The sequence below is a fragment of the Amycolatopsis sp. AA4 genome (genome assembly GCF_002796545.1).
Classification (GTDB): Bacteria; Actinomycetota; Actinomycetes; order Mycobacteriales; family Pseudonocardiaceae; genus Amycolatopsis.
The window spans coordinates 1,038,591-1,055,038 of the sequence record NZ_CP024894.1 but is presented as its reverse complement, the minus strand read 5'-3'; the positions used below and the strand labels follow the sequence as shown (position 1 = coordinate 1,055,038).

17 protein-coding genes are annotated in these 16,448 nt (G+C 69.0%); 12 read left to right on the top strand and 5 right to left on the bottom strand.

The window, feature by feature from the left end:
• Positions 1–4: 4 nt before the first annotated feature.
• Together CU254_RS05135 and CU254_RS05130 are read right to left on the bottom strand one after the other, a co-directional pair.
• A complete protein-coding gene (locus CU254_RS05135; protein WP_037712604.1) occupies positions 5–1,213 on the bottom strand; it encodes a cytochrome P450 in 1,209 nt (402 codons plus the stop codon).
• A gap of 151 nt (positions 1,214–1,364) precedes the next feature.
• Positions 1,365–1,982 (bottom strand): TetR/AcrR family transcriptional regulator, encoded by a 618-nt coding sequence (locus CU254_RS05130; protein WP_100266705.1) that lies wholly within the window; start codon positions 1,980–1,982, stop codon positions 1,365–1,367.
• Positions 1,983–2,107: 125 nt separating this feature from the next.
• Between CU254_RS05130 and CU254_RS44785 the strand changes: the two genes are divergently transcribed.
• The 4 genes from CU254_RS44785 (at position 2,108) to CU254_RS05110 (ending at position 5,013) form a co-directional block, all read left to right on the top strand.
• Positions 2,108–2,719, top strand: a complete 612-nt coding sequence (locus CU254_RS44785) for a YbaB/EbfC family nucleoid-associated protein (protein ID WP_009073393.1) — start codon at positions 2,108–2,110, stop codon at positions 2,717–2,719.
• A 146-nt stretch (positions 2,720–2,865) separates the two neighbouring features.
• Complete coding sequence (locus CU254_RS05120; RefSeq protein WP_037712601.1) at positions 2,866–3,420, top strand: snapalysin family zinc-dependent metalloprotease; 555 nt, start codon at positions 2,866–2,868, stop codon at positions 3,418–3,420.
• Positions 3,421–3,591: 171 nt separating this feature from the next.
• On the top strand, positions 3,592–4,272 hold the full coding sequence (locus CU254_RS05115) for an alpha/beta fold hydrolase (RefSeq protein ID WP_037712599.1): 681 nt from the start codon (positions 3,592–3,594) through the stop codon (positions 4,270–4,272).
• Between the two features lie 144 nt (positions 4,273–4,416).
• Positions 4,417–5,013 carry a LysE family transporter gene (locus CU254_RS05110; RefSeq protein ID WP_009073388.1) on the top strand — a complete coding sequence of 199 codons (597 nt, stop codon included), beginning with the start codon at positions 4,417–4,419 and terminating at the stop codon, positions 5,011–5,013.
• On the opposite strand, the gene CU254_RS05105 is transcribed toward CU254_RS05110, so the two are convergent.
• On the bottom strand, positions 5,010–6,014 hold the full coding sequence (locus tag CU254_RS05105; RefSeq protein WP_009073386.1) for a LacI family DNA-binding transcriptional regulator: 1,005 nt from the start codon (positions 6,012–6,014) through the stop codon (positions 5,010–5,012). The genes CU254_RS05110 and CU254_RS05105 overlap by 4 nt on opposite strands.
• 203 nt (positions 6,015–6,217) lie before the next feature.
• Here CU254_RS05105 and CU254_RS05100 point away from each other — a divergent pair, with 203 nt between their 5' ends.
• From CU254_RS05100 to CU254_RS05075, 6 genes are all read left to right on the top strand, one after another.
• Entirely contained in the window at positions 6,218–7,294 is a 1,077-nt protein-coding gene (locus tag CU254_RS05100) for an ABC transporter substrate-binding protein (RefSeq protein WP_009073384.1), read from the top strand.
• Positions 7,294–8,871, top strand: coding sequence for a sugar ABC transporter ATP-binding protein (locus CU254_RS05095; protein ID WP_009073382.1), 1,578 nt, complete (start codon positions 7,294–7,296; stop codon positions 8,869–8,871). Before CU254_RS05100 ends, CU254_RS05095 begins: the two co-directional genes overlap by 1 nt.
• On the top strand, positions 8,843–9,802 hold the full coding sequence (locus CU254_RS05090) for an ABC transporter permease (protein WP_037712597.1): 960 nt from the start codon (positions 8,843–8,845) through the stop codon (positions 9,800–9,802). Before CU254_RS05095 ends, CU254_RS05090 begins: the two co-directional genes overlap by 29 nt.
• Positions 9,799–10,782: an ABC transporter permease gene (locus CU254_RS05085; protein WP_009073379.1), complete on the top strand. Its 984-nt coding sequence runs from the start codon at positions 9,799–9,801 to the stop codon at positions 10,780–10,782. Before CU254_RS05090 ends, CU254_RS05085 begins: the two co-directional genes overlap by 4 nt.
• Before the next feature lie 52 nt (positions 10,783–10,834).
• Positions 10,835–13,324, top strand: coding sequence for a glycoside hydrolase family 2 (locus tag CU254_RS05080; RefSeq protein ID WP_009073377.1), 2,490 nt, complete (start codon positions 10,835–10,837; stop codon positions 13,322–13,324).
• A 103-nt stretch (positions 13,325–13,427) separates the two neighbouring features.
• Positions 13,428–14,057 (top strand): hypothetical protein, encoded by a 630-nt coding sequence (locus tag CU254_RS05075; RefSeq protein WP_009073375.1) that lies wholly within the window; start codon positions 13,428–13,430, stop codon positions 14,055–14,057.
• Here CU254_RS05075 and CU254_RS05070 read toward each other — a convergent pair.
• The gene (locus CU254_RS05070) at positions 14,027–14,458 is read right to left on the bottom strand and encodes a PGPGW domain-containing protein (RefSeq protein WP_009073373.1); all 432 of its coding nucleotides are present in this window, start codon (positions 14,456–14,458) and stop codon (positions 14,027–14,029) included. The genes CU254_RS05075 and CU254_RS05070 overlap by 31 nt on opposite strands.
• Positions 14,459–14,555: 97 nt before the next feature.
• Between CU254_RS05070 and CU254_RS05065 the strand changes: the two genes are divergently transcribed.
• Positions 14,556–15,212, top strand: a complete 657-nt coding sequence (locus CU254_RS05065) for a GNAT family N-acetyltransferase (RefSeq protein ID WP_199785802.1) — start codon at positions 14,556–14,558, stop codon at positions 15,210–15,212.
• 1 nt (position 15,213) lies between these two features.
• Positions 15,214–15,840, top strand: coding sequence for a trans-aconitate 2-methyltransferase (locus CU254_RS05060; RefSeq protein WP_037712593.1), 627 nt, complete (start codon positions 15,214–15,216; stop codon positions 15,838–15,840).
• Here the strand turns inward: CU254_RS05060 and CU254_RS05055 are convergent.
• The gene (locus CU254_RS05055; RefSeq protein ID WP_009073368.1) at positions 15,834–16,439 is read right to left on the bottom strand and encodes an FMN reductase; all 606 of its coding nucleotides are present in this window, start codon (positions 16,437–16,439) and stop codon (positions 15,834–15,836) included. The genes CU254_RS05060 and CU254_RS05055 overlap by 7 nt on opposite strands.
• Positions 16,440–16,448: the final 9 nt, after the last annotated feature.

The window sequence follows — 16,448 nt, the reverse complement described above, 5'->3', positions numbered from 1 at the left end:
TCTTTCACCAGGTCACGGGGAGTTCGTGCACCCCGTAGACGACCATGTCGTGCTTGAACTTCAGCTCTTCGAGCGGCGCGGCCAGCCGGAGCGTCGGGATCCGCCGGTAGAGCGTCCGGTAGACCACCTGCAGTTCGACCCGGGCGAGCGGCTGGCCGAGGCACTGGTGCACGCCGTAGCCGAACGCGACGTGGTGGCGCGCCTTGCGGGTGACGTCGAGCTTGTCCGGTTCGGGGAACTGCGACTCGTCGCGGTTGGCGATGTCCGTCGCCGCGACCAGGCCCTCCCCTTTGCGGATCGTCTGCCCGCCGATCTCCAGGTCTTCGAGCGCGACGCGGCGGCGTCCGGAGTGGACGATCGTCAGGTAACGCAGCAGTTCCTCGACCGCGTTGGCCAGCAAGGCGTCGTCGCCGTCGCGAACCGCGGCGAGCTGCTCCGGATTCTCCAGCAACGCGACCGTGCCGAGCGCGATCATGTTCGCCGTGGTCTCGTGCCCGGCCACGAGCAGCAGCTGGCCCATCGACGCCACTTCCTCGACGGTCATCGCGCCGGTGGCGACCTGACCGGTCGCGAGACGGCTGAGCACGTCGTCGGCCGGGTCGTCGATCTTCCTCTTCACCAGCCGTCCGAGATAGCCTTGCAGGTCCTCGGCCGCGGCGAGCGACTGTTCGGCGGTCGCCTCCCGCGAGACCAGGATCTTGCTGCAGCGATGGAAGAACTCGCGGTCGTCGTACGGCACGCCGAGCAGTTCGCAGATCACCAGCGACGGCACCGGCAGCGCGAACGCCTGCACGAGGTCGGCGGGTTTCGGCCCGGCCAGCAGCCCGTCGAGCAGCTCGTCGACGATCTGCTGGATCCGCGGCCGCATCCGCTGGACCTTCTTCACCATGAAATCGCCGGTGAGCAGCCTGCGCTGGGCGGCGTGCTCCGGGTCGTCCATGCCGATGAACGACTTGAACCGGCTGCGCCGCGCCTTGATCCCGGGCGTCTGCGGCGGATAGCCGGCGCGGTCGGGATCGGCGCTCACGCGCGGGTCGGCGAGCATCGCACGGACGTCTTCGTAGCGGGTGAGCAGCCACGGTTCGCTGCCGTCCCAGATCCGCACGCGCGACACCGGCTCGTCGCGCAGCTTGCGGCCGAGGCCGGGCGGCGGGTCGAACGGGCAGCGCCCGCGCGCCATCGGGAACTGCTCTACGGGCCGGGCGTCGGCCATCACAGCCTCCAGGGGGAAGTCGCCAAACGATCGTTCGGATACTTACCGAACACATGTTAGGAGAATCGGTGAACGACTGGCCAGACGCGCGGGTCAAGATCACCGGGATGGCCGTGGACGAGGGTGGCGAACGGGAGAAAACGCCCGTGGTTCAAGCGAAAATGAGCGACAGCAGCTCGTCGGCGAAGCTCACCACGGCGTCCTCGCTCGGCTGTTTGCCGGACGAATGGAACAGCGCGACGCGGCCGTGCGCGCCGACGAACGCGATCACTCCGGCCCGGTCGGCGGGCACGCGGAGCGCGGCCCCGGACTCGGCGCAGCGGGCGAACGCCGCGGTGATCCGGTCGATCAGATCGATCGTCGGACCGTGCGGCCGGACCTCCGGCGACGTGCGGCTGGCCCCGTTGGCGGTCATCAGCCGGTAGTGGCCGGGGTGGTCCATCGCGAACCGGCAGTACGCGTGCAGCAGCGCTCGCACCCGGCCCACCGCGTCGTCGGCGGGCACCCGGGATTCGGCCGCTTCCATCGCGAGCCGCAGCCGGCCGAACTCGTGCTCGACGAGGCCGGCGACCAGCGCGGCCCGGTCGCTGAAATGCTGGTAGATGCTGGCCGGGGCGATGCCGACGGCGCGGGCGACGCCGCGGATGGTGAGCGCGTCCTCGCCGCCGAGTTCCGACAGCAGCCTGCTGGCCGCGGCGAGGATTTCCCCGCGCAGCCGTTCGCCCTCGCCCCAGCGGTTGCGCGTGCGGGCCTGGACTTCTTCGGACACCTGCCCATTGTTACCGCTCGCGTTGCCCGGTCCCGCTCCGGCCCGCCGCGGATGTCGGTCGTTTCGTAGCCCGTCAGCCATCCGAGGTTCACCGGCTGGGCGAGGGCGGCCGATAGCGTTCGCCGGTGGACGATCAGGGGTGGCTGGACGACTTCCAGCGGCGGATTGACGAGATGCAGGCGAAAAGCGTTGCCCTGCAGGAGACCTTGAGCACCGCGGAGGGCCGCGCGCAATCGGGCGACGGACTGGTTTCGGTTTCGGTGACCCCGAACGGCGCGCTGAAGAACCTCGAAATCGACGACCGCGCCCTGCGGCACGGCAGCGCCCGGCTGACCGCCGCCATCATGGACGCCTACGGGAAAGCCCAGCGCCAGGTGTCGCGCGACGTCATCAACGCGTTCGAGCCGATCGCCGGCGACAGCGAGATGATGAACGTGGTCAAGTCGTATCTGCCGGAACCCGAGGACGAACCGGAACCCCCGGCCGAGCCGCCGCGGTCCGAACCGCCTGCCCGGCACGCGGGACCTCCGCCGGGCACCACCACTCCGCCGGGCAGCGCGGCCTACGGACGCCCGATGCCGCCGCCGGGCGGCGCGACGCACAGCCGTCCGCCGATGCCGCCGCCCGGAAACACCCCGCCGCCTCCCCCGGCCGTGCCCGAACCGCCCCGGCCGACGTCCGGTCCGCACCGCAGGCGCGCCGCGGGCGAGGACGACGACGAGATGCAGCCGTGGTGACCGCGGTGTCAACCCGTCGTTAGCACTGGGAAATCACCAGTTGCCGGACCGTACGAATGGGGGGTCACAATCCGGGAGCTTCTGCCTACTTTGGGTTGAGCGCGCGCAAACCCGGCAAACTCCCCGATCCCCCCAGGAGCTTTCTTATGTCCAGGAAGTTCGTGCTGTCCGGCGCGGTCGCACTCGCGCTGGCCGCCGCCCCGCTCTCGGGCGCCGTAGCGGTCGCCGCTCCGGCTCCTTCCGCCGTCGCGGCGGCCACGGTCTACTACTCGACGTCCGGCGCACCGTCGTTCCGAGCCGCGATCAACGCGGGCGCGGCGAACTGGAACCGCGCGGTCACCAACGTGAAGCTGGTCGAGCGTTCGTCCGGGGCCACGCTGCGGTACGTCGAGGGCAACGACCCCCGCGGGTCGTACGCGCAGACCGACGGGCACGGCCACGGCACCATCTTCATCGACTACACCCAGGCCCGCCAATACGACAACACGCGGATCACCGCGCACGAGACCGGCCACGCGCTCGGTCTGCCGGACCACTACTCCGGCCCGTGCTCGGAACTGATGTCGGGCGGCGGCCCCGGCCCGTCCTGCCACAACGCCAACCCGAACTCGCAGGAAGCGTCCCGGGTGCAGCGGCTGTGGGCCAACGGCCTCAGCGCGGTCTCCGGTCCGCAGCAGCGGATTTACGACCACGCCGGCTGAGCCGGACCGAGCGAGCGGCGGCCGGGCGCGTCCCGGCCGCCGCTTTCTCCGGTGTCGGATCGCGCCGTTCGGGCCTCGGTTGAGGCCGGAATCCGCCGTATTCCGGTGAGACAGGGAATCCCGCGGGACCGCCGGTGGTTGGCTTGCCTTCAGACGAAGGGAAGGCATTTCATGGCGGAAATCGTTCTGGTTCACGGTTCCTGGGCCGACGGGTCGGTCTGGCTGGACGTGCTCGAGGCACTGCACCGGCAGGGGCATCAGGCTCGGGCGGTGCACCTGCCGATGACCTCGCTCGCCGACGACATCGCCGAGGTTCGGCGGGAGATCGCTGCCTTCAGCGGCCCGGTCGTGCTGGCCGCCCATTCCTACGGCGGCGCGGTGATTTCCGGTGCGGCGAAGGATAATCCGCGGGTCAACGCGCTGGCTTACTTCGCGGCGTATGTCCCGGACGAAGGCGAGACCGTGCCCTCGCTGAACGAGCGCTTCCCGGATTCCCCCGGTGACGACGCGATGGTGTTCCACGAGGACGGCTGGTCGTCGCTTGCCCCGGACCGTTTCCACTACGCGCTCGCCGCAGATCTGACTCCCGAACGTGCCGCCGCGCTCGCCGCGGTGCAACGGCGTGCCCGCGCCGAGTGCTTTCTCGCACCGGCGGGCCCTGGTGCTTGGCGTGACCTGCCGACCGCTTACGCGGTGTCCACAGAGGACCGGATCCTCAACCCGGACTTGCAGCGCTGGTTCGCTGAGCGAGCGGGGGCGGACTGTGTCGAGTTGGCGGCCAGTCATTATTCGCTGCTCTCGCAACCGGAGGCGGTGGCCACGGTGATCGACAAGGTGGCGGCGCGCGCATAGCCGGAAATTCGGTTGCCCATCCCCTGCCGGACAACCGAGTATTCCGGCCATGACCACCGAACCCGCCCGCCGTTGTCCGTCCCGCTGCCTGTCCGTGCACGGCAAGCAGCAGACGACGCGGGAAGGGACCAGCCAGGCCGCGCGATGAGCGCCGCGCTCGTCGCGGGGCTTGTCGCCGGGTACGGGATCGCCATGCCGGTCGGCGCGATCGGCGTTTACCTGGTCGAGCTCACCGCGCGCACGTCGTGGCGGGTCGGGGCGGCCGCGGCGATGGGTGTGGCCACCGCGGACGGCATCTATGCCGTGCTCGCCACCACCGGCGGGGCCGCGCTGGCCCCGGTGCTCGCCCCGATCACCACTCCCCTGCGCCTGATCTCCGCCGCCGCGCTCTTCGTCCTCGCCGCGTGGACCGCAGTCCGGGCCATCCGGCGTTATCGATCCCCGCAAACGCCTTTGCTGGCAATGGAACCACACCCGCTCCGCGCGTACGCGACCCTGCTCGGCCTCACCCTGCTCAACCCGTCCACCATCATCTACTTCACCGCGCTCGTCCTCGGCGACCGACCGGCCGACGGCACCGTGTTCGCCGCCGCCGCGTTCGCCGCTTCGGCCAGCTGGCAACTGCTGCTGGCCATCGGCGGAGCGTTGCTCGGACGCGGCCTCACCGGTCCCCGCGGACGGCTCGGCACCGCCCTGCTGTCCAGCGCGGTCATCCTCGTGCTGGCGGTGCGCCTGCTCTAGGAACCGACCGTGCTTTCCCTTACCTCCAGGGAAAACGGCGGCTGCACCGAGCGCGGCGCAGCACTCTCGGTACCGGCGAGGCGGCGGTGGATGAGGTCGATCGCGGCCTCGGCGATGGCCGCCTTGTCCGGGGAGATTGTGGTGAGCGCGGGAAGACTGAACGCGCTCTCCTCGGTGTTGTCGAAGCCGACGATCGCGATGTCGTCGGGCACCCGAAGCCCGTGCTCGGCCGCCGAGCGCAACGCGCCGACGGCCAGCAGGTCGTTGAAGCAGAACACCGCGTCCGGCGGTTCTTCCTGTGCCAGCAAGCGTTTCATCGCCGCTGCCCCCTCGGCGCGGTGGTATTTCGCGACCGGTTCCACCAACGAATCCGCCGACGGCAACCCAGCATCCGCCAACGCGGCCCGGTAACCCGCGAGCCGCAGCGACGACGTCCCGCGCTTGGGGTTCGCCCCAATCGCCGCGATCCGCCGGCGCCCGAGCGACACCAGATGCGACACCGCGACGTGCGCGGCCTGCACGTTATCGATCGCTACCCGGTCGAGCGCGACGTCCACCGCGTGCTCGCCCAGCAGCACCAACGGGATTTGCCCGTCGGCATCAGGGAAATCGTCCGCTTCGAGCGCTTCGGGATGCACCAGCGCGCCGTCGACCAGATGTGGGCCCAGGGAGTCCACAGTGGCCCGTTCCCGGTCGCGAGTCCCTTGCGTCTGCTCGATCAGCACACTCCATCCGCGGCGCTGCGCGGCGGTGATCACCAGCCCGGCCATTTCGCCGAAGTACGGAATGCTCAGCTCCGGCACCATCAACGCCAGGAACCCGGTCCGCCCGCGCCGCAGGTTGCGCGCGCCGACGTTCGGCCGGTATCCGGTCGCGGCCAGCGCCTCTTCGACGCGCCGCCGGTTCTCGGGCTTCACGAACGCGTAGCCGTTCACCACGTTCGACACGGTTTTCACCGAAACGCCCGCCAGCGTCGCGACGTCCTTCAGGGTCACGGCCACGCCGACTCCTCATCTCGTCCGCCCAGAGCCCATCACGAGCCCGCGAGGCTCTCGGCACCAGCCCCGACGACCACGTAGTGTAGCGACGTTTTGCCTGTTTACAACGTTGTTCCAACGATGTAAAAATAGCCGGAGCTCAGCGGGGTGACGGGCGTCACTCCGCCGAGCGGGTTGCCCCAGTCGTCGGCTGCGAGGAGTCCGCCGTGTCCCCGTCCGTCCCTGCCCGCTTCGCTCTGGTCGCCGGCGCCGCCACGGCACTCGTGCTCGCCGGGTGCACCAGCCGCGAGGAAACCCCGGCCGCGCAAAGCAACGGCTCCGGTCCGGCCGCCTCGGCCGCGTCCGCCGCGCCGACCGCCGACGGCTGCACCATCGACAAGACCGGCTACCCGAAGCTCGACCCGAAGACCGCCATCGTCGGCTTCTCCCAGTCGGAGAAGGAGGCGAACCCGTTCCGGATCGCCGAGACGCAGTCCATCCGCGGCGAGGCGGGCAAGCTCGGCATCCCGGCCGACCACCTGCTCACCACGAACGCGCAGAGTGACCTCAACAAGCAGATCTCGGACATCAAATCGCTGCTGGACCGGGGCGCGCAGCTGCTCATCGTGGCCCCGCTGAACTCCGACGGCCTGCAGCCCGCGCTCGACGCGGCGAAGGCGAAGAAGGTCCCGGTCGTCACCATCGACCGGCAGGTCACGTCGAAGCCGTGCACCGACTACCTCACCTTCATCGGCTCCAACTTCATCGAACAGGGCCACCGCGCGGCCGCCGCGCTGGCGAAGTCCACCGGCGGCAACGGCAAGGTCGCGATCCTGCTCGGCTCCTCGGGCAACAACGTGACCACCGACCGCACGAAGGGCTTCAAGGACGAACTGGCGAAGACGCCCGGTCTCACCGTGGTCGCCGAGCAGACCGGCGAGTTCGACCGGTCCAAGGGCCAGTCGGTGATGGAGCAGCTCATCCAGAGCCACCCGGACCTCACCGCGGTGTACGCGGAGAACGACGAGATGGGCATCGGCGCGGTGAACGCGCTCAAGACCGCGGGCAAGAACCCCGGCAAGGACGTCAAGGTCGTGTCCGTCGACGGCACCCGCAACGCGGTGCAGCTGATCGTCGACGGCAGCTACAACGCGGTCATCGAGTCCAACCCGCGGTTCGGGCAGCTGGCGTTCCAGACGCTGCAGCAGTTCGAGGACGGGAAGCCGATCCCGCCGAGCATCGTCATCACCGACGACTCGTACGACGAATCGAACGCGGCCCAGAAGGTCGGGAACGCGTACTGATGACGAGCACGGCCGACACCCAGGTGGCGACCATGACCGCACCGGTGCTCGAGGTGTCCGGGGTGACCAAACGGTTCCCCGGCACCGTGGCCCTCGACAACGTCTCCTTCCGCCTGCGCCGCGGCGAAGTCCACGCGCTGGTAGGGGAAAACGGCGCGGGCAAGTCCACTTTGATCAAAGTCCTCACCGGCGTGTACCGGCCGGACGAGGGCGAGGTGCGCCACCTCGGCGAGCCGGTCGAGTTCCGCAGGCCGATCGACGCGCAGCGCGCCGGGATCTCCACCATCTACCAGGAGGTGAACCTCGTCCCGCTGATGAGCGTGGCGAGCAACGTCTTCCTCGGCCGGGAACCGCGCACCCGCACCGGATTGATCGACTGGTCCGCGATGAACGAGCAGGCGCGCGAACTGCTCAGCGGGTACGGAATCGACACTGACGTGCGGCGTCCGCTGCACACGCTCGCGGTCGGCGCCCAGCAGATGGTCGCGCTGGCTCGCGCGGTGTCCACAAAGGCCGGTGTGGTCGTGATGGACGAGCCGACGTCGTCGCTCGAACCGCGTGAAGTGGACACCCTGTTCGAGGTGCTGGCCCGGCTGCACGCCGAGGACATCTCGGTGCTGTACGTGAGCCACCGGATGGACGAGCTGTACCGGGTGTGCGACAGCGTCACGGTGCTGCGGGACGGTCGCGTGGTCCACAGTGGACCGCTGAAGCCGTTGCCGCGCATCGAACTGGTGTCGATGATGCTCGGCCGGGAGATCCGGCAGATCCGCGCTGAGGGCGTCACCGCGTTCGGCGAGGAGCATCATGCGGAGAAGGAACCGTTGCTGCAGGCCTCTCATTTGTCTGGAGGGAACAAACTGCACGACGTTTCGGTGAGCGTGCGGCCGGGCGAGGTCGTCGGACTGGCCGGGCTGCTCGGGTCCGGCCGGAGCGAGACCGCGCGGGCAGTGGTCGGGGCTTTCCCGCTCGACGGCGGTACCGTGCTGGTCGCCGGAAAGCCGTTGAAGCGCGGGAAGATCTCCGCGGCGATGCGGGCCGGGATCGCGCTCCTGGCCGAGGACCGCAAGGCGGACGGGATCATTCCGAACCTGTCCGTGCGCGAGAACATCGTGCTCGCCGCGCTGCCGCGATTGTCCACTTTCGGCTTCGTCAGCCGGTCCAAACAGGACCGCGTGGTGAAGACGTTCATGGAACGGTTGCGGATCAAGGCGTCCAGTCCGGAGCAGAAGGTGTCCGAGCTGTCCGGCGGCAACCAGCAGAAGGTCCTGCTGGCCCGCTGGCTCGCCACCGGACCGAAAGTGCTGCTGCTCGACGAGCCGACCCGCGGCATCGACGTCGGGGCAAAGGCCGAGGTGCAGGCGCTCATCGACGAACTGGCGCAGGACGGGCTCGGCGTGCTGCTGATTTCGTCGGAACTGGAAGAGATTCTCGACGGCGCGGACCGGGTGGTCGTGCTGCGCGACGGCAGCGTCGCCACCGAATTGGCCGGCGACGCGGTCACCGAGGACAACGTGCTGGCGGCGATAGCTGCAGGGGGTGACAACGATGTCGACCGCGACACTGACGAGACCTGACCGCGCCCGCGTCACGAGCTGGCTGCAGAACTACGGCGTGTATCTGGCCGTGGTCGTGCTGCTGTTGTTCAACATCGCGTTCACGAAGAACTTCCTCTCCGCGGCCAACTTCCGCACGCAATTGGTGCAGGCCGCGCCGGTGTGCATCGTGGCGCTCGGCATGGCCCTGGTGATCGGCACCGAGGGCATCGACCTGTCGGTGGGCTCGGTGATGTCGGTCGCCGCGGCGCTCGTCCCGCTGTATCTCGGGGCCGGGCCGGTGATGGTGATCGTGGTGGCGCTGATCGCCGGGGTCGCGTCCGGGCTGTTCAGCGGGTTTCTGGTGGCGCAGCTCGGTATTCAGCCGATCATCGCCACCCTGGCGTTACTCGTCGGCGGTCGCGGACTAGCACTCGTGATCGCGCACGGACAGCTGGTGCAGCTGCACAATCCGGACTTCCTCGCGCTCGGCACCGGAGACGTACTCGGCGTGCCGATCATGGTCCTGGTCGCTGCCGTTCTCTCGGTGCTGGCCGGATTGCTGGTACGGCGCACCACCTTCGGCCGCCACCTGGTCGCGGTCGGCGGCAACCGTCCCGCGGCGACCCTCGCCGGGCTGCCGGTGAAACGCGTCCTGATCGGCGTGTACGCCATGTCCGGCGCGCTGGCGGCCATCGCTGGCGTGCTGTCCACAGCGCGGCTCGCCGCGAGCGACCCCAACGACCTCGGCCTGCTGATGGAACTGTCCGCGATCACCGCCGTGGTCGTCGGCGGCACTCCGCTCACCGGCGGCCGCGTGCGCGTGCTCGGCACGGTGTTCGGCGCGCTGCTCATGCAACTGGTGCACGCCACGCTGATCAAGCACAACCTGCCCGATTCCGCCGCGCAGATGGTGCAGGCCGCCATCATCGTCGCCGCGGTGTACGTCGCCCGGGAACGGAGCACGCGATGATCGCGACCACCGCCGCCCCGCCGTCGGAACGCGGCGCGGCGTTCGCCGCGGTGCTGCAACGCCAAGGCGCGGCCGTAGTCCTCGTACTCGGCGTGGCCGCCGCGTGGTTTGCCTTCCCGCGCTTCGGCTCCGCGGACAACCTGCGCGACCTCGCGTTGCAAAGTTCCTTCCTGGCAGTGATCGCGCTGGGCATGACGTTCGTGATCATTTCCGGCGGGATCGACCTGTCCGTCGGCTCGGTGTACGCGCTCGGCGGCGTGCTGGCCGCGTACGGCTCCCGCTACGGCCTGGTGGTCGCGATCCTGTTGCCGCTAGTCGTTTGCGGGCTGATCGGCCTGATCAACGGGCTCCTCATCGCCCGCACGAAAATGGCCCCGTTCATCGTCACGCTCGCCTCGCTGTTGTTCGCTCGCGGGCTCTTGCTGGCCTTGACCAACGAGGGCGCGACGACGTACAAAGTGGGTCCGGGTTCGGCGTTGCTCTGGCTGGGCCAAGGCAAGATCTTCGGCATCGGCGTACCGGTGTATCTCGCTTTGGTCCTTTTCGGACTCGGCGGGCTTCTCCTGCGCCGGACCCGGTTCGGCCAGTCGGTGTTCGCCCTCGGCGGTTCGGAACAGTCCGCGTTGCTGATGGGGCTTCCGGTGGCCCGCACCAAAATCACCCTCTACACGCTGAGCGGCACGCTCGCCGGATTCGCCGGCGTGCTCACCGCGGCGTACCTGCAATCGGGCGTCACCGTGCTCGGCGTCGGCACGGAACTGGACGCGATTTCCGTCGTGGTCATCGGCGGGACCCTGCTCACCGGCGGCGCGGGAACCGTCGTCGGCACGCTCGTCGGCGTGCTGCTGAAGACGCTGATCCAGAACGTGATCAACCAGGTCGGCACTCTCGATTCCAACTACCAGACGGTGGTCAGCGGCGCGTTCCTGCTGGTCGTCGTCGTGATCCAGCGCCTGCTGGCCCGCTCCCGCCGATCCTGACCCCCGTGCAGTTCCATCCGCGCTGATCCACCTGTCACTAGGAGGTTCGACGATGGTCCGTCCTGCCCGCAGACCCGGCCGTCTGGCCACGGCGGCCGCCGCGCTCGCCGTGGCCGTGTCCGGGTTGTCGAGTGTCCCCGCCGCCGCGGCCGATCCGCCGCAATGGCACCGTCTCACCCCGCCGCTGACCACCCCGTGGACCAACCAGGTTTCGCCGGACAACGCCCTTCCCGAGTACCCGCGGCCGCAAATGACCCGCGACAACTGGCAAAACCTCAACGGCGTCTGGGAATTCTCCGCCGCCAAGCCCGGTGATTCCCCGCCGATCAAACGCAGTCTCGACGAACGCATTCTCGTACCGTATCCGGTCGAATCGGCGCTGTCCGGGATCATGCGGCACGAAACGTCGATGTGGTACCGGCGGACGTTCGAGGTGCCGAAGAACTGGCACGTCGGCGGCCGCGACCAGCGGCTGATCCTGCACTTCCAGGCGGTGGACTACGACACCACGGTGTGGGTCAACGGCCATCAGGTCGCCCGCCACACCGGCGGTTACGACGCGTTTTCCGCGGACGTCACCAATGCGCTGACCACCGGGAAAGACCAGGAAGTCGTCGTCGGCGTCACGGATCCGAACGACGCGGGCGGGCAACCGCTCGGCAAACAACGCAAACCCGGCGACGGAATCTTCTACACCCCGACGTCCGGCATCTGGCAGACCGTCTGGATGGAACCGGTGACCCCGGCCTACATCTCCCGGGTGGACACCACGCCGGACGCCGCCAGCGGTTCGGTCACCGTGAACGCCGTGGTGGGCGGGCCGGTGAACCAACGCGTGCAAGCCGTCGCCTACGACCACGGCCGCGTCGTCGGCTTCGCGACCGGACCGGCGAACACTCCGTTGAAGCTCAAGGTGAACAAGCCGCACCTGTGGACGCCGGACGATCCGTTCCTGTACGACCTGCGCGTCTCACTGTCCTCCGGGGACAGTGTCGGCTCGTACTTCGGCCTGCGGTCGGTTTCGATCGGCAAGACCGCCGACGGCAAGCAGCGGATGATGCTGAACGGCAAGTTCGTGATGCAACTCGGCCCGCTGGACCAGGGTTTCTGGCCGGACGGCATCTACACCGCGCCGACCGACGCGGCGCTGAAGTTCGACCTGGAGCAGGAGAAGGCGCTCGGGTTCAACATGGTGCGCAAGCACATCAAGGTCGAACCGGGCCGCTGGTACTACTACGCGGACAAGCTCGGGCTCCTGGTGTGGCAGGACATGCCCGCGATGAAGGACGACGTCGAGGCGACCCCCGCGGCGCAGGCCAACTTCGAATCCGAACTGCACCGGATGATCGACCAGCACCGCAGTTTCCCGTCGATCGTCACGTGGGTGCCGTTCAACGAAGGCTGGGGCGACTACGCCGTCGGCCGGATCGCCGACCAGGTCAAGGCCTGGGACCCGACGCGGCTCGTGGACGCGGAGTCGGGCGTCAACTGCTGCCGGTCCGAACCGGACAGCGGCCGCGGTGACATCTACGACGACCACACCTACACCGGCCCCGGAACCCCGGTGCCGGACGCGACGCGCGCCGCCGTCGACGGCGAATACGGCGGCTTGGGCCTGAAGGTCGACGGGCACCAGTTCGACCCGGCTGGCAGTTTCGCCTACGAGATGGAGCCGGACAGTGCCACGCTCACCCGCCGCTACGCCGAACTCCAGCAACGCCTGCTGCTAGCCGGACGGCAATGCGGCGTGTCGGCCGGGGTGTACACGCAGACCACTGACGTGGAGAAGGAGGTCAACGGCTTTTACACCTACGACCGTCAGGTGAAGAAGATGGACTTCGCCGCCGTCCGGGCCGCGAACCTGTCGGTGATCAACGGCGTCGACGGCTCGCCGCAACAGGGTCCGGTGATCCCGCCCGGCACGCCAGGCATCGACGGAATCGCCGCGTACCCGTTCGACGAGAACAGCGGCACCACGGCAGCGGACACCGTGGGCCACCACGACGCCACCCTCGTCGGCGGCGCTTCGTGGACCGCCGGCCACAGCGGTTCGGCCCTGGCGGTGAACGGCTCCGGCCAGTACGCGGACACCGGCGCCCCGCTGGTGAAGACCGACCTGAGCTACAGCGTCGCCGCGTGGGTGAAGTTCAACGCGGTCGGCGACGGTTTCCAGACCGTGGTGAGCCAGGACGGGAACGACCACAGCGCGTTCTTCCTGCAGTATTCCGGCGCGGACCACAAGCTGGCGTTCAGCTTCGTCGGAACGCGGGCGCTCGCGCCGATCACCCCGGAAGCCGGCCGCTGGTACCACCTGGTCGGGGTGCGGGATGCCGCGACCGGACAGCTGGCGCTGTACGTGGACGGCCAGCTGGCGGCTTCGCGCAGCGTCTGCCTGGGCGAGGCGTCCACCGGAAACACCGTGATCGGCCGCGGGAAGTACGGCGGCAACCCGGTCGACTTCCTCAACGGGGCGGTTGACCAGGTGCATCTGTACGACCGGGCGCTGTCGGCTGCGGAGGTGGCTAAGCTCTACGCCTCTTGAGGTTGGTGCCTGGACCTGCGAGTTCGCAGGTCCAGGCACTTTTATTGCCGGGCCCCGATACCATTCCCCAGCGCCGGAACGATCAACCCCGAGGAGCCCAGCCGTGCCATCCGCCCCGCCGGACGAACTGGCTCCCCGCAACCTCCTCGCGCGGACCGCGACGGAAGTCCTCGCTCCGTGGGTGTGGGTGCTGGGCCTTCCGCTCGTGGTGGCCTGGCAGGTCACCGGTCACCACCTCGGCGAGGCTGTGCTGTGGGGCCTGATCGTGGGCGTCACCGGTTCGCTGATCCCGATGGCGGTCATCGTGCGCGGTGCGAAACGCGGGAAGTGGGACAGCCACCACGTCACCGACCGCGCCGGTCGGCTCGTGCCGTTCGCCGCCTGCATCGGCTCCCTCGCGCTGGGATTCGCGGTGCTGCTCGTCGGAGGTGCGCCGCACGAGATGATCGCGCTGGCCGCCGCCGAACTGGCTTGCCTTGTCGTCGCGCTGGCGGTGACCTTCGGCCTGAAGTTCAAGATCTCGATGCACGCCATGGTCGCCGCGGGGGCGACGGTGATGCTGATGAAGGTCTACAGTTCCTGGCTTGCCGTGCTTTTCCTTGCCGTGGCGTGGGTTTGCTGGTCGCGCGTCGAGCTGAAAGACCACAGTTCGGCCCAGGTGGCGGTCGGCGCGGTGGCGGGCGTCGTGATCGGCGGAGGCGGCTACCTATGCCTCGTCGCCGCGCTCGCCTGAGACTCGCGCTTCGCCCGCACCCGTCGGTAGCTCCAGATCAGCAACGCGAAGAGAATCAAGCTGGACAGAATCAGGCTGGTCCCGGTACTCCACCCGCTCAGCGGCAGCGACCGCACCGTCCCCCACACGATCCCCGCGGCCAGCAGGGCCAGTCCGGCCACCACCGAGCCCGCGATGCGCAGCGGCGAGGACACGCTCTCCTCCGCGGCCCGCATCGCCCGCGTCCGCACCGGGTCGACAAATCGCTGCAGCGCTGGGAACTCCGACGCGAGCACCAGCAATCCGGCGAGCACCAGCAGCAACCCCGGCCCCGGCAGCACGAGCAGCACGACCCCGACGATCACCAGCACCCCGCCGACGACCGAGAGCAGCACCCGGCGCACTGGCTTGCCCAATCCCATCGGCCCAGTGTGCCGCCGGGCTCGCGGTACTGCCAGCTGGACTGTCCATACTGGACTCCGGCCGTTTTTGTCGGTGCCCCGTGCTTAGCTGCTCAGCGTGGTCGAATCACTGCCCGACCTCATCCGCCGCTGGCAGGCGGGATGGGGTGTCTCCCGAGGATTCCGTCCCGCCGAAGAAACCCGCGGCGGGCTGCACGTCCTGCTCGGACAACCGGATCGGCATCGCGAGGTCATCGCGTTGTCCCCCGAGCGTGCCGTCCTGCGCGGCCTCGCTTCAGAGGTGGCCGCAGCAGAACGACCGACCTGGCTGACCGTGCCAACAAACCGGCCGGAGGAAGCCGAGGCGATCGTGCGCGAGGCTGGGCTCAAGCTGCGGGACGCACGCGAAGCGCTCATGACGATTCCCCTACGCCGACATCCGCCGCGTCCATCCCCGCCGCCCTACACGGGTACCTCCACCATGAACGGGACGGTGTGCGAAACCGTGTTGCGACATCCCGATTCGGGAGTCGCAGCACGAGGAACCATGGCCGTGGTCGGCACCGACGCGATCGCGGACCGGATCGAAACCGTCCCGGAGCATCGTCGCCGCGGCCTCGGCAGTGTGGTGATGAGTTCCCTGGTGGAAAACGCCATGGCCCACGGCGCGACCACCGGGATTCTCGTCGCCACCGCGGATGGGCAACAGCTGTATTCCGCGCTGGGCTGGACCACGCGCGCCACCGTTCTCATCGCCCAGACCCCGGCAGGCTGACGTGGATTGGCTCACCGACACCAGAACGTCGTACGACACCGTGGCGGAGGACTACGCCACGTTCGTTCGCGACGCGCTCGGCAAACAGCCGTATCTGCTTGCCGCACTGCGGCTATTCGCCGACCAAGTCGACGACGGCCCAGTCGCCGACCTCGGCTGCGGGCCTGGGCAGGTAACCGCCCACCTCAACGCACTCGGCGTAGCCGCCTACGGCGTCGACCTCTCCCCCGGCATGATCGAGGTCGCCCGGCGCGACTACCCGACCCTGCGCTTCGAGGTCGGCTCGATGACCGACCCTCTGCCCGCCACGTCGCTGGCCGGAATCGTGGCGTGGCAGTCGGTCATCCCCCTGCCGGACGACCTGCTCCCGGCCGTCCTCGCGAACTTCCGCCAAGCACTGCACCCCGGCGGATTGCTCCAGCTGCTCTACCACGTCGGCGACGAAACCCGGCTCAAAACGCACGGCTACGGCGGCCACCCGATGAAGGTCCAGGTGCACCGCCGCCCCCGGGAACGCATGTCAACGTGGCTACGCGACGCCGGGTTCGCCGTCGAGGCAGAACTTCTCCTTAACCCGGAAACCCCGGCGCCGCAAGCGCTCTTGACCGCGAGGAGCGGCCGTCAATGACCAGCCAGCAACTGCTCAAACGACACCGACGCATACTCGTCACCCGGCTTCGCCTCAGGCGCCGCCGCCACCAACCGAGCCAACTCGCGACCAGCCCGCTCCACTCGCTGCTGCAACGCACCCGTCGCCTCGACGCTGCCCCAGTCCGACGACGCCGCGTACACGCCCGTCGGAACCACAGTCGCGCGAAGGTAGGCGAAGAGAGGTCGCAGCGCGAAGTCGAGGGCGAGCGAATGCCGTTCCGTACCGCCCGTCGCGGCGAGCAGTACCGGTTTGCCGTCGAGCGCTTCCTTGTCCAGCACGTCGAAGAACGATTTGAACAGCCCGCTGTAGGAAGCGGTGAACACCGGCGTCACGGCGATCAAGCCGTCCGCGCGCGTCACGGTGTCGATCACTTCCCGCAGCTGCGGGCTGGGGAACCCGGTGAGCATGTTGTTGGTGACGTCCACCGCGATGTCGCGGAGTTCGAAGACCTTCACCGTCACGTCGTCGTCGACCAGGGCGGCGCGGGTGGCCTCGGCCAGCCGGTCGGCCAGCAGCCGCGTCGACGACGGCTGGCTCAAGCCCGCGGTGACCACGGCGATAGTGCGTGCAGTCATGACCTCTCC

What these genes read in the sequence shown, in the direction of transcription:
- CU254_RS05135 (WP_037712604.1), bottom strand. Translation starts at nt 1,213, where the DNA reads ATGGCCGACGCCCGGCCCGTAGAGCAGTTCCCGATGGCGCGCGGGCGC.
- CU254_RS05120 (WP_037712601.1), top strand. Translation starts at nt 2,866, where the DNA reads ATGTCCAGGAAGTTCGTGCTGTCCGGCGCGGTCGCACTCGCGCTGGCC.
- CU254_RS05115 (WP_037712599.1), top strand. Translation starts at nt 3,592, where the DNA reads ATGGCGGAAATCGTTCTGGTTCACGGTTCCTGGGCCGACGGGTCGGTC.
- CU254_RS05110 (WP_009073388.1), top strand. Translation starts at nt 4,417, where the DNA reads ATGAGCGCCGCGCTCGTCGCGGGGCTTGTCGCCGGGTACGGGATCGCC.
- CU254_RS05095 (WP_009073382.1), top strand. Translation starts at nt 7,294, where the DNA reads ATGACGAGCACGGCCGACACCCAGGTGGCGACCATGACCGCACCGGTG.
- CU254_RS05090 (WP_037712597.1), top strand. Translation starts at nt 8,843, where the DNA reads ATGTCGACCGCGACACTGACGAGACCTGACCGCGCCCGCGTCACGAGC.
- CU254_RS05085 (WP_009073379.1), top strand. Translation starts at nt 9,799, where the DNA reads ATGATCGCGACCACCGCCGCCCCGCCGTCGGAACGCGGCGCGGCGTTC.
- CU254_RS05080 (WP_009073377.1), top strand. Translation starts at nt 10,835, where the DNA reads ATGGTCCGTCCTGCCCGCAGACCCGGCCGTCTGGCCACGGCGGCCGCC.
- CU254_RS05070 (WP_009073373.1), bottom strand. Translation starts at nt 14,458, where the DNA reads ATGGGATTGGGCAAGCCAGTGCGCCGGGTGCTGCTCTCGGTCGTCGGC.
- CU254_RS05055 (WP_009073368.1), bottom strand. Translation starts at nt 16,439, where the DNA reads ATGACTGCACGCACTATCGCCGTGGTCACCGCGGGCTTGAGCCAGCCG.